This window comes from Burkholderia sp. IO2 (assembly GCF_029522185.1).
GTDB lineage: Bacteria > Pseudomonadota > Gammaproteobacteria > Burkholderiales > Burkholderiaceae > Burkholderia > Burkholderia cenocepacia.
This window is the reverse complement of sequence record NZ_JAKWFH010000018.1, coordinates 110,221-124,347: the sequence shown is the minus strand read 5'-3', so window position 1 is coordinate 124,347 and position 14,127 is coordinate 110,221. Positions and strand designations below refer to the sequence as shown.

Sequence of the window (14,127 nt, the reverse complement as noted above, 5' to 3'; positions counted from 1 at the left end):
TAGCCGGTCCAGCAGCCCAGTGCCTGAAGTGCCTTGCGATCGAGCAATTCTTCCTCCGACATCCTCAAAATCAGGTGTCAGATTATGCAATCGCTCGAAAACCCTCCACGGTTTCCTGCGATGAACCATAAAAAAGCCGGCGCCGCGTGAGGCGGCACCGGCTCGATCGCGCGGACGCGACAGGTCGAACGCGCAAGTTACGCGAGCGCCTTCTCGACGATTTCGCGCACGTCACGCGATTTCGCGCCGGCCGCGACCTGTTCGAGCGCTTCGCGCATCCGGTCGCGCAGCGCCGGCGTGAAGCGGCGCCACAGTTCGAGCGAGCGCGCGAGGCGTGCGGCGACCTGCGGGTTGATCGCGTCGAGCGCGAGCACCTGTTCGGCCCAGAACGCGTAGCCCGAACCGTCCGCCGCGTGGAATTGCGCGGGATTGGCCGCGCAGAAGCTGAAGATCAGCGAGCGCGCGCGATTCGGATTCTTCAGATTGAACGCCGGGTGCGCGAGCAGCTTGCGCACCTTCGCGAGCGTCGGCTGCGCGGGCGTACCGCGTTGCGCCGCCTGCATCGCGAACCACTTGTCGATCACGAGCGCTTCCTTCTCGAAGCGGCGGTAGAAGTCGTCGAGCGCGTGCTCGGCCGGCCCGTTCGCGCCCGCGGCGGCCGCGGACAGCAGCGCGCCGAGCGCAGCCGCGCGATCGGTCATGTTGTTCGCCGCGTCGTACTGGGCCGTGGCGAGGCGTACCGCATCGGCCGGATCGTCGAGTTCGGCCAGATACGCGAGCGCGAGGTTCTTCAGCGCGCGGCGGCCCGAGGCTTCAGGCGTCGGCTCGTAGGCGCCGGGCGTCTGGTGCTGCTCGTACGTAGCGAGCCAGTCGGCGCGCAGCGCGGTTGCGAGCTGGCGGCGCACGAACTGGCGCGCGCGATGCACGGCGGCCGGATCGGCCTCGGCCATCTGATCGGCGAGATAGGTTTCCGACGGCAGTGTAAGCGCGAGTTCGCGGAACGCCGGCGACAGGCTTTCATCGGTCAATACGCGGCGGAACGCGGCGACGAAGTTCTCGCCGAGCGTGAGCGACGCGTTGGCGGCCGCCCGCGCGGCGAGCGTCAGCAGCGCGCGCGTCGCGAGGCGCTGGCCGGCCTCCCAGCGGTTGAACGGATCGCTGTCGTGCGCGAGCAGGAACGCGAGATCGTCGTCGCTGTAGTCGTACTCGACGATCACCGGCGACGAGAAGTTGCGCAGCAGCGACGGCAGCGGCGCTTCCGGCACGTCGACGAACGTGAAGGTCTGCTCGGTGTCGGTGAACTCCAGCACGCGCGTCGTGCCCGATGCAGCGGCTTCGCCGTCGAGACGCAGCGGCAGGTCACGGCCGTCGCGGCCGATCAGGCCGATCGCGAACGGGATCAGGAGCGGCCCCTGCTGCGTTTCGCGCGCGGCCGGCGACGCGTCGCCGTAGCCCTGCGCGAGCGTGACCGTATAGCGGCGTGCGGCCGCGTCGTACGCGGTGCGCACCGACACGCGCGGCGTGCCGGCCTGGCTGTACCAGCGCTCGAACTGCGCGAGGTCGCGCCCGTTCGCGTCGGCCATCGCGTGACGGAAGTCATCGCAGGTCACCGCGTGGCCGTCGTGGCGCTTGAAGTAGAGGTCCATCCCCTTGCGGAAGCCGTCGCGGCCGAACAGCGTCTGGTACATCCGCACGACTTCCGAGCCTTTCTCGTAGACCGTCATCGTGTAGAAGTTGTTGATCTCGACGTAGCTCTCCGGGCGCACCGGGTGCGCCATCGGGCCCGCGTCCTCCGCGAACTGCAGCTGGCGCAGCACGCGCACGTCCTCGATGCGCTTGACCGCGCGGGCCGCCGATTCGACCGCGTCGCCCGCGGCCATGTCGGCCGAGAACTCCTGGTCGCGGAACACCGTCAGACCTTCCTTCAGGCTCAACTGGAACCAGTCGCGGCAGGTCACGCGGTTGCCGGTCCAGTTGTGGAAGTACTCGTGGCCGACCACCGACTCGATGTTCGCGAAATCGGTGTCGGTCGCGGTCTCGGGGTTCGCCAGCACGTACTTCGTGTTGAAGATGTTGAGCCCCTTGTTCTCCATCGCGCCCATGTTGAAGTCGCCGACCGCGACGATCATGAAGCGGTCGAGATCGAGCTCGAGGCCGAAGCGCTTTTCGTCCCAGCGGATCGAGTGGATCAGCGAATCCATCGCGTGACGCGTCTTGCCGAGATCGGCCGGTTCGACCCACACCTGCAGCAGCTTTTCCTTGCCGGAGCCGGTGGTGATCGTTTCCTCGATCGCGACGAGCTTGCCCGCGACCAGCGCGAACAGATAGCTCGGCTTGCGGAACGGGTCTTCCCACTTCGCGAAGTGGCGGCCGTCGGGCAGGTCGCCCGAGTCGACGAGATTGCCGTTCGACAGCAGCACCGGGTACGCGGCCTTGTCGGCACGCAGCGTGACGACGTACGACGCCATCACGTCGGGGCGGTCGAGGAAGTAGGTGATGCGGCGAAAGCCTTCGGCTTCGCACTGCGTGAAGAAGTTGCCGCTCGACACGTAGAGGCCCGACAGCGTCGTATTCTGGTCGGGGGCGCACGCGCTTTCGAGCGTCAGCTCGAACGTGTCGGGCACGTTCTCGACGGTCAGCCCGTGCTCGTGCGCGCGCACGGCGCCGTGCGGTGCGCCATCCAGCCGCGCGCCGAGGAATTCGAGCGCCTCGCCCATCAGTTCCAGGTGCGGCGCGGGCGCGGCATCCGGATTGCGGCGCACGCGCATCGTATTCCTGACGATCGTGCGGGCCGGCGCGAGATCGAATTCGAGTGCGACGGAATCGATGAGGAAGGCCGGCGGCGTGTAGTCGGCGCGGCGGATCACGGTGGAGGAGGCGTTGTCGGACATGGTCGTCGAGATCGGTGGAGTGGGGGACGGGCCCGTCGCGCGGGCCAGGCGAACCGGGCCATTGTACAAAGGCTTGCGGCTGCGTGTCGGGCGAACTTTTTACCGCTTCCGCCAGTCCGCGTATTATCGGCATCCCGTTGTGGTTCGCGCGGTGCGACGAACGGGTGACGGATCGACGAGGATCAACATGAAACGCGATTGGATTTTTCGCGGTGCGGGCTGGGCGGCGGCGCTGTGCGTCGCGCTGCTGACCGGCTGCACCAGCTACGTGACCACCCAGGTCACGGCCTTCTCCGACTGGAGCGGCAGCGACGCGACGCGCACCTATGCGTTCACGCGCACGGACGCGCAGAAGAACAGCATCGAGCAGTCGACCTACGAGCCGATCGTCGCGAACGAGCTGTCCGCGTACGCGTTCCGGCAGGTGCCGCAGTCGCAGGCCCGCTATCTCGTCGGGCTGACCTATGCGGTCGGCAGCGATCTCGTGACGGTGCCGCAGCCGGTCTACTACGATCCGTGGTTCGCGCCCGGGCCGTACTGGCGGCGCGGGCCGTGGAATCCCTGGGGCCCGTGGGGGCCCTGGGGGCCGATGCCGGCCGGCTATGTCGCGCAGACGTACCAGGTGTTCGACTACATGCTCGGTATCCGCATCACCGAGCGCGCGACCGGCAAGGAGGTCTACAACGTGTCCGCGCGCACGACCGGCGACAACGGCACGCTGCTGTACGCGATGCCGTTCCTCGCGCGCAGCGCGCTCGCCGATTTCCCGTTGTCGAACGGCGCGGTCCGCTCGGTTCGGCTGCCGGTCGACAAGCGCGGCGGGCCGGCGGCGCCGGCCGCCAACGAGCGCGCGGTGCCGGCGGCGCCCGCCTCGGGCGCGGCCGTCGCGAAGTAAAGCGGCATCCACTCCGGCGCGGCCGCCCGGCCGCGCCAGCCACCTTCCTTTCCGTCAGACCCCGATACCCAGCAGCGCCAGCGCGCCGAGCACGACGAACAGCACAGCTGCGATCCCGTGCACGAGCTTCGTCGGCAGACGATGCGCGAAGCGGTCGCCGAGCAGGATCGCCGGCACGTTCGCGAGCATCATCCCGAACGTCGTGCCGGCCACGACACCGATGTAGTCCTGGAAGCGCGCGGCCAGCGCGACGGTCGCGATCTGCGTCTTGTCGCCCATTTCCGCGAGGAAGAACGCGACGAGCGTCGCGCCGAACACGCCGAGCCGCGAGCGGGTCGCATTGGCTTCGTCCTCGTCGAGCTTGTCCGGTACGAGAATCCACAGCCCCATCGCGATGAACGAGAACGCGAGCGCCCAGCGCATGATCGACGGCGTGACGAGCGCGCCCAGCCATTCGCCGAGCGCGCCGGCGAAACCATGGTTGACGAGCGTCGCGACGAGCACGCCGAGAATGATCGGCACCGGCTTGCGATAGCGCGCGGCCAGCACGAGGGAAAGCAGTTGGGTCTTGTCGCCGATTTCAGCGAGGGCGACGGCGCCGGTGGAGATCAGGAAGGCTTGAGACACGAATGGGGTTCCGCGGGCCGTTGTTGTGCGTGCGAGCGACGATCCACCGCGCGCCGGGCCCTGATGCGGCGCGCAGTGAACCATCGGTCTCGCCAGGCCAACGTGGCTGCGTCCGCCATGGCCGAACGGCCAAGTCTGTTGACGGACGCCTCCGTCACGATGCGCGCCGGGGGCGCGGGACATCGAGCGGAGCGGCTACTCCCCAATGAGCGGCGCATTCTAGCACGGCGCGTTGCGCGCCGGAAAGCAGCCGGGCCGCCGTGCGGCGCACTGAAGCGGCTTCGATTGCCGACATGCACGGCGGCGAAGCTGCCGCGCGTGTCGGAACGTGCCGGCCGCGGGTCGTTACGCGGCGGCCGGGCGGCGCGCGGCGCCGCGTTCGTGCACGAGTTCGCCGGCCGCGTAGGTGCGGTATACCGCGCGGTCGTCGCCGAGCAGCGCGAACGCGAACAGCAGTTCCTCGAGCGACTCCGCGCGCTTCGTACGGCGCGCGAGCAGCGGCGTCGCCTGCGGATCGAGCACGACGAAGTCGGCTTCGGTGCGCGGCTTGAGCGTGCCGACCGTGTCGGCGAGGTCGAGCGCCTGCGCGGCGCCGGCCGTCGCGAGCCAGAACATCCGCGTGGCGGTCAGGTGATGGCCCGACAGTCGCGCGACCTTGTGCGCCTCGTTCATCGTCTGCAGCATCGAGAACGACGTGCCGCCGCCGACGTCGGTCGCGAGCGTGACGGGCACGTCGTGTTCGCCGGCCTTGTCGAAGTCGAACAGCCCGCTGCCGAGGAAGAAGTTCGACGTCGGGCAGTGCGCGACGACGGTGCGCGTCTCGGCCATCCGGCGGCGATCCTCGTCGTCGAGGTGGATGCAGTGACCGTACACCGCGCGCGGACGCAGCAGCCCGTAGCGGTCGTAGATGTCGAGATAGCTGCGATGGCCGGGGAACAGCTCGGCCACCCATTTCACCTCGTCGACGTTTTCCGCGACGTGGCTCTGCACGAACACGTCCGGATGGCGGCGCGCGAGTTCGCCGCACGCCTCGAGCTGCGCCTCGGTCGACGTCGGCGCGAAGCGCGGCGTGAGCGCGTACATCTGGCGGCCCTTGCCGTGCCAGCGGTCGATCAGCTCGGCGCTGTCGTCATAGCCCGACTGCGCGGTGTCGCGCAGGAATTCGGGGCAGTTGCGGTCCATCAGCACCTTGCCCGCGATCATCCGCAGGTCGCGCGCGTCGCTTGCGGCGAACAGCGCATCGGCCGATTGCTTGTGCACCGTGCAGTAGACGAGTGCGCTCGTCGTGCCGCACGCAAGCAGTTCGTCGACGAAGAAGTCGGCGACTTCGCGCGCATGCTCGGGGTCGCCGAACTGGCGCTCGGTCGGGAACGTGTACTTGTCGAGCCACGGCAACAGGCCCGGCGCCGGCGACGCGATCATGTCCGTCTGCGGATAGTGGATGTGCGTGTCGATGAAGCCGGGCACGATCAGCTTGTCGCGCAGGTCGTGGACCACCGCATCGCGCGCGAGCGTCGCGGCGAGCGCCGCATACGGGCCGATCGCGACGACCTTGCCGTCGTCGACGATCAGGAGCCCGTCGGTCTCGTGGTTCGCGGCCTGGCTCGATTGCGCCGGGTCGCCGTTGAAGGTCAGCAGTTGGGAGCGGAAAGCGGTTTGCGTCATGACGAATGGTCCTGCATCAAGGTAAGGCGAACAGAAGAAAGCGATCGGCGCAGCACGGCGGCGGGACGGTGCGTCGCGAGTGGCAGCGGCACGCGGCGTGCGGCGCGGCCGGCGGCGATGGCATGGGCGAACGTGGCGGCCGAAGCCGCCCGCGAGTGGTTGCCCGCGCACCTCGCGGCCGTTGCACCCGCATCCGGTGCGGCGGCGAACGGCACGGCCAGCCGCGACGGCCGGTGCGCACAAGCGTCGACACACGGCGCCGTCGCGCCGCATGCACGCAGCCCACCGGCCCGGGGCCAGGCCGAACCGGTGAGCGCGAAGCGGATGCCGTTGCCGTGTTTCATCTATCTAGCGTTCCTCGATGCGGGCCGTCACGCCGCCTGCCAGTACGCGTCGAGGCGCGCGTACAGTGCGTCGCGCTGCGCCGGTTCGATGAACGACGCCTCGAAGCCGTTGCGGATCACCGCATGGACTTCGGCATCCGTGAGTTGCAGCCCTTCGGCCGTCGCGAAGTAGTTTTCATTGACGTAGCCGCCGAAATAGGCCGGATCGTCGGAGTTGATCGTCACCGCGACGCCGCGGTCGAGCAGCGCCTTCAGCGTGTGCTTCGCCATGTCGTCGAACACGCACAGCTTCAGGTTCGACAGCGGGCAGACGGTGAGCGCCGTGCGCGATCGGGCGAGGCGTTCGACGAGCGCGGCATCCTCGATGCTGCGCACGCCGTGGTCGATCCGGTCGACCTTCAGCACGTCGAGCGCTTCGTAGATGTAGGCGGGCGGGCCTTCCTCGCCCGCATGCGCGACGAGCTTCAGCCCGAGTGCGCGGGCCTTTTCGAACACGCGCGCGAACTTCGTCGGCGGATGGCCGAGCTCGGACGAATCGAGGCCCACGCCGATCAGGCGATGACGATAGCGTTCGAACAGCGGCAACGCGGATTCGAACGTCGCGAGCGCATCCTCTTCCGACAGGTGGCGCAGGAAGCACAGGATCAGCTTGCTCGACAGCCCGCGTCGTTCGGCATCGGCGAGCGCGCGCTCGATGCCCGCGACGACCGTCTCGATCGGCACGCCGCGCTCGGTGTGCGTCTGCGGGTCGAAGAACAGTTCGGTGTGGACGACGTTGTCGGCGAGCGCGCGTTCGCAGTATGCGGCCGTCATGTCGTAGAAATCCTGCTCGGTGAGCAGCACGCTCGCGCCGGCGTAGTAGATGTCGAGGAACGATTGCAGGTCGGTGAACGCGTACGCGGCGCGCAGCGCATCGATCGAGTCGTAGGCGAGCTTCACGCCGTTGCGCTGCGCGAGCGCGAAGATCAGTTCGGGCTCGAGCGAGCCTTCGATGTGGATGTGCAGCTCCGCTTTCGGCGCGCGGGCAATCTTGTCCTTGAATGTCGGGGTCATGGCGTCGTTCTTGGTCGGTCAGTAGGTAGGGGAAGCCTGCGCGGACGCATTCGCCTCGACGGCCTGCAGCAACTGCGCGGCCACCGAGATCGCGATCACTTCGGGCGCCTTGTCGATGATGCCTTCGACACCGATCGGGCAGCGCATCCGCGCGACCTGGGCCGGGTCGATGCCGATCGCGGCGAGCCGGTGATCGAACTGCACGCGCTTCGTGTGCGAGCCGGTCATCCCGAAGTACGCATAGTCGCCGCGTCGCAGGATGCGCTCGGCCAGCACGAAATCGAGTGCATGGTCGTGCGTCATCACGACGAAGTAGGACTGCGGCGGCGCGGCGTCGACCGCGTCCGCCGGGGACGCAGCCGCGTCGATCACGAGGTTGCCGATACCGGCGAGCGCGTCGGCCGGCGGGAACACCGCATCGGGCCCGTCGATCCAGCGCACCTGGCACGGCAGCGTCGCCAGCACCTTCACGAGCGCGGTGCCGATGTGCCCGGCGCCGAACAGCACGACGGGGAACGCATACGGCGCGATCGTCTCGGTCATCAGCGATACGCCGCCGGTTTCCCACAGCAGGCAGTCGGCACGCGCGGCTTCCGATTCGGGCTCGCTCAACAGCGGCGCGCCCGGCGAGGGGCCGAATGATACGCTACGCACGGTCGCGGCGCCGGCCGCGACGCGCTTCGCGAGCGACATGATCCAGCCGAGATCGCCGACGTCGAGCCGCTCGAACGCGAGCACCACGGCGCCGCCGCAGCACTGGCCGAGACTCGGGCCGAGCGCGAGCCGCTCTAGCCGGCGGGCGTGCGGCACGTGCGCGCCGTCCTTCAGCAGGTGCCGCGCGATCTCGATCGCCTTCCATTCCAGATGACCGCCGCCGATCGTATGGCGGGCCGTGTCGCGCGTGACGAGCATCTTGGTGCCGGCTTCGCGCGGCGCGGAGCCGTCGGTGTGCGCGACCGTCACGAGCACGGCCGCTTCGCCGTGCGCGAGCAGTTGCTGCAGATCGCCGAGCCAGGCTTCCATCAGCACGCTCCGTTCGGGACGACGCGGCACGACGCGCGGCGCGGGCTGGCGGGCGCGGCGGCAACGAGGACGGACGGGAGCGGGGCCGGCCGGCTGCAGGGCCGATGCCGTGCGGTGGCCGCGGACTGACGGCGTGCGCGTACGGCGCCGCCGGACGCGCGGACGCCATGAGGGTGACGGATGCGGATGGTTTGCGTTGTCATGATGAATCCAGTCGACATTGCGGATCGGGCGCGCGTTACGCAGGGAGCGGTGAGACCGCCTGGCCTCGCGCACGTAGATCGCCATCCAGTCCCGAAGATAGCATCGCCACGCGGCCGGAACATGGCCGGGCGGTGATCCGGGCTATCAGGAGGCGATCATGTCGATCATAGGCCCGCCGCGCGGGATCGGGGGACCGATGCATGCACATCGGGCCGAAACGCATGCGTGGCGGGGCGGGGGCGCGGCAATCGCGCGACACGCGCTCGCCCGGAAATCCAGGCGACGGCGGGGTAGGTGTTTACGCGCGGCGGCCGGGCAGGGCCGCCGGAGGCGTCGGCTGCAGCCGGGCGACGACTTGCCGGCGGCGCGCGGCCCGTTCGGCGGGGCCGCGCAGGCCATGGGCCAAAACGCGGCCGGCCGGTCAGCCCGCGAGCTTGCGGCGATGGCGCCAGAGGCTTGCGACGACCGCGACCAGGATCACGGCGAAGCCGATCAGCGCCCAGCCGGGCAGCAGGATGCCGAAGATCGGCGGATAGACGGTCTCGCACAGCCCGGCGACCTTGAACATGCCGGGGAACCACTGCGCGGGCGGCAGGCTGTCGACGATCGGCTGCAGCGTGTCGAAGCCGCAGCTGAAGCCCGGATTCATCTGGATCGACAGGTGCCGTGCGGCCGTGCCGACACCGCCGGCCGCGGCGATCGCGATCAGCAGCTCGAGTACCCAGACGCCGCGCCAGTTGCGGATCCCGGCGGCCAGGAACGCGAAGATCCCGATCGCGCAGAAGAAGTAGCGCTGGATGATGCACAGCGGGCACGGGTCTTCGTTCTTCACGTACTGCAGGTACAGCGCGCCGGCCAGCAGGGCGATGCACACCCATCCGAGCAGCATCAGCAGGCGGCGTTCGCGGCGTAGTGCAAGCGTGTAGTCGTTCATGTCGGCGGGGTTCCTCGTCGGTCGGTCCGGAAAACAATCGCGCGATTTTAGCGCGAACGGTCTGGCACGAAACTGACAGCGCGCGTGCGGCACCCTGCCGCACCGCGCTCGGTCCGCCGACGATCGGCGGGCGCGGTCAGCGGATCGTGTTCAGCACGGCCTCGACCGACTGGCCGATCGCGAGCAGCGCGTCGTCGCGATGCGGCGCCGCCGCGAGCATCAGGCCGACCGGCGCCGCGTCGCGCGGATGGCACGGCAGCGACAGCCCGCACGCATCGAGGAAGTTGAACGCGCTCGGGTTGCGCAGGATCAGCGCGTTGGTGCGCGTGAACGCGTCGTCGTCCGTTTCGAGTTCGGCGATGCGCGGCGGCACGACCGGCACCGTCGGCGCGACGAGCGCGTCGAAGCGCGCCCAGACCGTGTGCGCGGCTTCGTCGAGCATCGCGGCACGCGCGGCGAGCAGGTCGAGATAGTCGGCGGCGCTCGCGGGTTCGCCCTTCAGGATCCGCGTCAGCACGCGCGGGTCGTACTGGTCGCGGTGCGTGGCGAGCAGCGGACGATGCCACGCGTACGCCTCGATCGGCGAGAAGCCGAAACGGTTGATCTCCGGCAGCCGGTCGAGCGCGGGGAAGCGCACGTCGGTGACGATCGCGCCGGCGGCTTCCAGATGCTTGAGCGCGGTGTCGAGCGCGGCCGCGACGTCGGCATCGACGCCGTCCGTCACGTAGTTCGTCAGCACGCCGAGCCGTACGCCTTCGAGCGGCCGGGCGGCCGGCACGTGCGGCTCGAGCCCCGCCAGCATCCGGTCGACGAGCGCGCAGCACGCGACCGTGAGGCCGATCGGGCCGAACGAGTCGAGCGTCGTCGACAGCGGCACGCCGCCTTGCGTCGGGATCCGGCTCGCGGTCGGCTTGAAGCCCGTGAGCCCGCACAGCGCGGCCGGGATGCGGATCGAGCCGCCGGTGTCGGTGCCGAGCGCGACGGCGGCCATCCCGTCGGCGACCGACGCGGCCGCCCCCGACGACGAGCCGCCCGAAATCCGCGCGTCGCCCGGCACGTCGCGGTGGTACGGCGAGCGCGGATTGCCGAAGTGCGGATTCAGCCCGAGCCCCGAGAACGCGAATTCGCTCATGTTGGTGCGGCCGACCAGCACCGCGCCCGCGCGCTTGAGCCGCGCGACGGCGACCGCATCGGTGCGCGCGGCCGGTGCGCCGTCGAGCACGCGCGAGCCCGCGCGCGTCACCTGGCCCGCGACGTCGAACAGGTCCTTGACCGATACCGGAATGCCCGCGAGCGGCGACAGCACGGTGCCCGCGGCGCGCAGCCGGTCGTGCGCGTCGGCGGCCGCGCGGGCGTTGTCGGCATCGACTTCGGTGAAGACGACCGCGCCCTGACCCGCCGGATCGGCGATCCGGTCGAGCGCGGTGTCGACGAGCGCGCGGCTCGTGGTCCGGCCGGCGGCGAGGTCGGCGGCGAGCTGGGCGAGCGGGGGGAACGGCGTGAAAGTGGTCATGGCGGCTCAGGGGCGAAGATGTTGGACAAGCGTGGAGCGGAACGAATCGATGTGGCTTTCGACGGCTGCGCGCGCACCGGCGGCGTCGCGGGCGGACAGCCGGTCGAACAGCGCGCGGTGCTCGTGCTGGACGTCGGCGAGATGGTGCGGTTCGGACAGCGTGACGAACCAGAAGCGCAGCGAGCGCTCGTGCAGCGCGCGCAGGATGTCGGCGAGCACCGCATTGCGCGCGGCCGCGGCGATCGTCTGGTGAAACGCGCGGTCGAGCTCCATCATGCCTTCGACGTCGTGCGTGTCGACGCAGGCCTGCCCGTCGTCGAGCAGCGCGGCCAGGTGCGCGAGATCGTCGGGTGTCGCATGGCGCGCGGCGAGTTCGGCGCAGTGCGCTTCGTTGATGCGCCGCACGTCGATCACCGCGACGATGTCGTCGAGCGACAGCGGCTGCACCATCAGGCCCTTGCGCGGCATCACGGACAGCAGCCCTTCGAGCACGAGCCGATGCACGGCCTGGTGCACCGGCGTGCGGCCGATCCCGGTGCGTGCGACGAGGTCGGCTTCGTTGAGCGCGGCGCCCGGCTTCAGGCGCATCGTGATGATGTCCCGCTGGATCAGCGCGTACGCGCGGTCGGCAAGGCTGGCCGGCGATGCGGCGGGGCGGTCGCGTGCGACGTCGGTCAGCGTACTCATGCGGGCGGCGGCAGCGGGGCCGGAGGGGGCGCGATCATGACGCAGAGGCTCGGAAAGCGTGGACGATCTCTGGATATTATTGTGATATATCACGGATGTCCACTGGGGAAGATATCGGGCAAGCCGGTGCCGGCGCGTGAGCGGAGCCGCCCCGCGGCACGACTTGCCACCGACTTGCAACAATATCGACAGGATGTTGCAGGTTTGCCGCGCGATCGTGCACTGAAGCATAATGAATCTTCGTCAATCCATACGCGCGAGCGACGTACCAGACCATCGTCATGAGCGAAACCACGCCTTCCCCGGCCGGTCTGCCCGGCACCTCTTCCGCTTCTTCCGATTCCCCCCGCCCCGATCCGGCGAAAACGCCCGATGCGCCGGCCACGCAGGCCGCCGCGCACAACGTCGCCGACGACGGCGCGTCGCCCGTCACGGCCGCATCCGAGCCGGGCGCGCCCGGTGCGGCAGGCGCCGTAGGCGATGGCGCTGCCGCAGCCGCGCCGCCGAAGCCCGGCGCGCCGCCGCCCGGATTCGGCGCGCAGCCCGATTTCGACACGCCGCGGCCGCCGCCCGCGAACGCGCAGAATGCGCCGCCGGCCTACCTGAAGCAGAGCGACACGCCGTGGTCGGTGTTCGGCCGGATCGTCGCGGCGCGCGCGCGGCGGCTGTTCGACCGCGCCGGCCAGCGCATCACGCAGCGCACGCTGCGCATCGGCGTGTCGGCGCGGATCTTCCATCCGGAGCCGGGCGCGAAGGGGCTGCGCGGCAAGACGCTGCAGTATCTCGAGGAATCGATCGCTCACTGGGTGATGTCGCGCGACGTGCTCGTGTTCATGATTCCGACCGTCGGCCATCAAGGCATGATCCATCCGAGCAACATCCGCCTGCGCGATTACGCGAAGCATCTCGACGGCCTGCTGCTGCAAGGCGGCGCCGACGTGTCGCCGCAGACCTACGCGGCGTCGGATGCGCGTCCCGAATGGCCCGGCGATCGCGTGCGCGACATGTACGAGCTCGAGCTGCTGCACGAATTCGTCGAGTCCGGCAAACCCGTGCTCGGCGTGTGTCGCGGCTGCCAGCTGATCAACGTCGCGTTCGGCGGCTCGTTGTACCAGGACATCGCCACCGACGTGCCGACCGCGAATGCGCACGTGAGCGAGCATTACGACCAGCATCGTCACGCGATCCGCTTCCCCGACTCGTCGACGCTCGCGAGCATGTTCCCGGGGCGCAGCGAAGCGATCGTCAACTCGATTCACCACCAGGCGATTCGCGATCTCGGCCGCGATCTGAACATCGAGGCCGTATCGGCCGGCGATGGAATCATCGAAGGCATTCGCCATCGGCGCTCGCCGTTCGTCGTCGGCGTGCAGTGGCATCCGGAGTTCCATCGCGCGGGCGGCTCGGAACTGCTCGATTGCACGCCGCTGCTCGATGCGTTCCTGCGCGCGGCGCGTGAAACGCGTCTGTAGCACGCCGCATTTTCCGTGTTGCACGAAGGCCGGCCGCATCCCGATAAATTCGAGATGGGGCCGTTTCGTTTTGAACGATAATCGCGAGTTCCGATTCGTTCGCCGGAGTCTGACGTTGGTTTTCCGAAACTTTTCCCCTGCACGATGCGCAACGTGGATCGTTGCGCTGGTTGCCTGCGCGCAAGCGGGCGCGGCCTGGTCCGCCGACGCGAGCGCACCTGTTGCCGGCACGCGTCCGGCGGTCACGAGCCTGAGCGGCGGCGCGTCATCGGCGGCATCGGGCGCGGTCGCGACGGACGCCGCCGCGCAAGGCAACGTCGCCGAGCTGACGCAGATGCTGCACGACGGCCGGATCGTCGAGATGCGCACCTCGTACAACGGCAGCTACGGCGCGAGCCTGATGTTCGATCCGCGCGAGATGACGTATTACGTCGCGCTGTTCCAGGACAAGAACCTGTGGCGCGTGATCCGTTCGCAGGAAAAGAATCGCGCGGAGACGGTGTACGCGAACTTCGTGCAGCAGACCGCGCAGCTCGCCGATATCGAGATCCGCCGGACCGAGTTGCAGGCGCAGAAGGCATTTCTCGAGCGCGTGATCGCGCTGCAGGCGAATCGTGCGCAACAGTTGCAGGCCGATCTGAGCGTCGCGCGCAGCCAGCAGGCAGAAGTCGCGCAGCGGCAGAAGTCGGCGCAGGAGCAGGCGCAGGCGCTGCAGGTCGAGAAGCGGGCTGCGCAGTTGCAGTTGCGCGATCTGCAGGAGCAGGTGCGGCAACTCGAGAGACAGACCGAGACAGGGCTGCCCGCGCACAAGTAACGGTT

General features: G+C 69.2%; 12 protein-coding genes and 1 riboswitch. Of the genes, 3 read left to right on the top strand and 9 right to left on the bottom strand.

Annotation, left to right across the window (positions count from 1 at the left end; translation table 11 throughout):
- Positions 1-197: 197 nt before the first annotated feature.
- Entirely contained in the window at positions 198-2,891 is a 2,694-nt protein-coding gene (gene pepN / locus MMB92_RS14225; RefSeq protein ID WP_277562737.1) for an aminopeptidase N, read from the bottom strand.
- A 187-nt stretch (positions 2,892-3,078) separates the two neighbouring features.
- On the opposite strand from pepN, the gene MMB92_RS14220 reads away from it, so the two are divergent.
- A complete protein-coding gene (locus MMB92_RS14220) occupies positions 3,079-3,786 on the top strand; it encodes a DUF4136 domain-containing protein (RefSeq protein ID WP_012492880.1) in 708 nt (235 codons plus the stop codon).
- Positions 3,787-3,840: 54 nt separating this feature from the next.
- Here MMB92_RS14220 and MMB92_RS14215 read toward each other — a convergent pair whose 3' ends face one another.
- From MMB92_RS14215 to MMB92_RS14180, 8 genes are all read right to left on the bottom strand, one after another.
- Positions 3,841-4,413 carry a TMEM165/GDT1 family protein gene (locus MMB92_RS14215; protein WP_006482044.1) on the bottom strand — a complete coding sequence of 191 codons (573 nt, stop codon included), beginning with the start codon at positions 4,411-4,413 and terminating at the stop codon, positions 3,841-3,843.
- Between the two features lie 78 nt (positions 4,414-4,491).
- A riboswitch (yybP-ykoY riboswitch) is annotated at positions 4,492-4,632 on the bottom strand.
- Between the two features lie 126 nt (positions 4,633-4,758).
- Positions 4,759-6,078 carry a guanine deaminase gene (gene guaD / locus MMB92_RS14210; protein WP_062884693.1) on the bottom strand — a complete coding sequence of 440 codons (1,320 nt, stop codon included), beginning with the start codon at positions 6,076-6,078 and terminating at the stop codon, positions 4,759-4,761.
- Positions 6,075-6,422 carry a hypothetical protein gene (locus MMB92_RS14205; protein ID WP_080323307.1) on the bottom strand — a complete coding sequence of 116 codons (348 nt, stop codon included), beginning with the start codon at positions 6,420-6,422 and terminating at the stop codon, positions 6,075-6,077. Before MMB92_RS14205 ends, guaD begins: the two co-directional genes overlap by 4 nt.
- 27 nt (positions 6,423-6,449) lie before the next feature.
- Positions 6,450-7,475 carry an adenosine deaminase gene (locus tag MMB92_RS14200; RefSeq protein WP_006482041.1) on the bottom strand — a complete coding sequence of 342 codons (1,026 nt, stop codon included), beginning with the start codon at positions 7,473-7,475 and terminating at the stop codon, positions 6,450-6,452.
- Positions 7,476-7,493: 18 nt separating this feature from the next.
- Complete coding sequence (gene xdhC / locus MMB92_RS14195; RefSeq protein WP_006482042.1) at positions 7,494-8,498, bottom strand: xanthine dehydrogenase accessory protein XdhC; 1,005 nt, start codon at positions 8,496-8,498, stop codon at positions 7,494-7,496.
- A gap of 625 nt (positions 8,499-9,123) precedes the next feature.
- Complete coding sequence (locus MMB92_RS14190; protein WP_006489750.1) at positions 9,124-9,636, bottom strand: disulfide bond formation protein B; 513 nt, start codon at positions 9,634-9,636, stop codon at positions 9,124-9,126.
- A 136-nt stretch (positions 9,637-9,772) separates the two neighbouring features.
- Positions 9,773-11,149: an amidase gene (locus MMB92_RS14185; RefSeq protein ID WP_277562736.1), complete on the bottom strand. Its 1,377-nt coding sequence runs from the start codon at positions 11,147-11,149 to the stop codon at positions 9,773-9,775.
- Between the two features lie 6 nt (positions 11,150-11,155).
- Positions 11,156-11,836, bottom strand: coding sequence for a GntR family transcriptional regulator (locus tag MMB92_RS14180; protein ID WP_006496558.1), 681 nt, complete (start codon positions 11,834-11,836; stop codon positions 11,156-11,158).
- Between the two features lie 281 nt (positions 11,837-12,117).
- Here MMB92_RS14180 and MMB92_RS14175 point away from each other — a divergent pair, with 281 nt between their 5' ends.
- Both MMB92_RS14175 and MMB92_RS14170 read left to right on the top strand, forming a co-directional pair.
- Positions 12,118-13,308 (top strand): gamma-glutamyl-gamma-aminobutyrate hydrolase, encoded by a 1,191-nt coding sequence (locus MMB92_RS14175; RefSeq protein WP_006496556.1) that lies wholly within the window; start codon positions 12,118-12,120, stop codon positions 13,306-13,308.
- A 115-nt stretch (positions 13,309-13,423) separates the two neighbouring features.
- Positions 13,424-14,122 (top strand): DUF2968 domain-containing protein, encoded by a 699-nt coding sequence (locus MMB92_RS14170; protein ID WP_275524190.1) that lies wholly within the window; start codon positions 13,424-13,426, stop codon positions 14,120-14,122.
- The last annotated feature ends 5 nt before the right edge of the window (positions 14,123-14,127 follow it).

Excerpts from the sequence above, each read along its gene's own strand:
- MMB92_RS14190 (WP_006489750.1), bottom strand. The coding sequence starts at position 9,636 with ATGAACGACTACACGCTTGCACTACGCCGCGAACGCCGCCTGCTGATG.
- MMB92_RS14200 (WP_006482041.1), bottom strand. The coding sequence starts at position 7,475 with ATGACCCCGACATTCAAGGACAAGATTGCCCGCGCGCCGAAAGCGGAG.
- MMB92_RS14180 (WP_006496558.1), bottom strand. The coding sequence starts at position 11,836 with ATGAGTACGCTGACCGACGTCGCACGCGACCGCCCCGCCGCATCGCCG.
- guaD (WP_062884693.1), bottom strand. The coding sequence starts at position 6,078 with ATGACGCAAACCGCTTTCCGCTCCCAACTGCTGACCTTCAACGGCGAC.
- MMB92_RS14220 (WP_012492880.1), top strand. The coding sequence starts at position 3,079 with ATGAAACGCGATTGGATTTTTCGCGGTGCGGGCTGGGCGGCGGCGCTG.
- MMB92_RS14205 (WP_080323307.1), bottom strand. The coding sequence starts at position 6,422 with ATGAAACACGGCAACGGCATCCGCTTCGCGCTCACCGGTTCGGCCTGG.
- xdhC (WP_006482042.1), bottom strand. The coding sequence starts at position 8,498 with ATGGAAGCCTGGCTCGGCGATCTGCAGCAACTGCTCGCGCACGGCGAA.
- MMB92_RS14175 (WP_006496556.1), top strand. The coding sequence starts at position 12,118 with ATGAGCGAAACCACGCCTTCCCCGGCCGGTCTGCCCGGCACCTCTTCC.
- pepN (WP_277562737.1), bottom strand. The coding sequence starts at position 2,891 with ATGTCCGACAACGCCTCCTCCACCGTGATCCGCCGCGCCGACTACACG.
- MMB92_RS14185 (WP_277562736.1), bottom strand. The coding sequence starts at position 11,149 with ATGACCACTTTCACGCCGTTCCCCCCGCTCGCCCAGCTCGCCGCCGAC.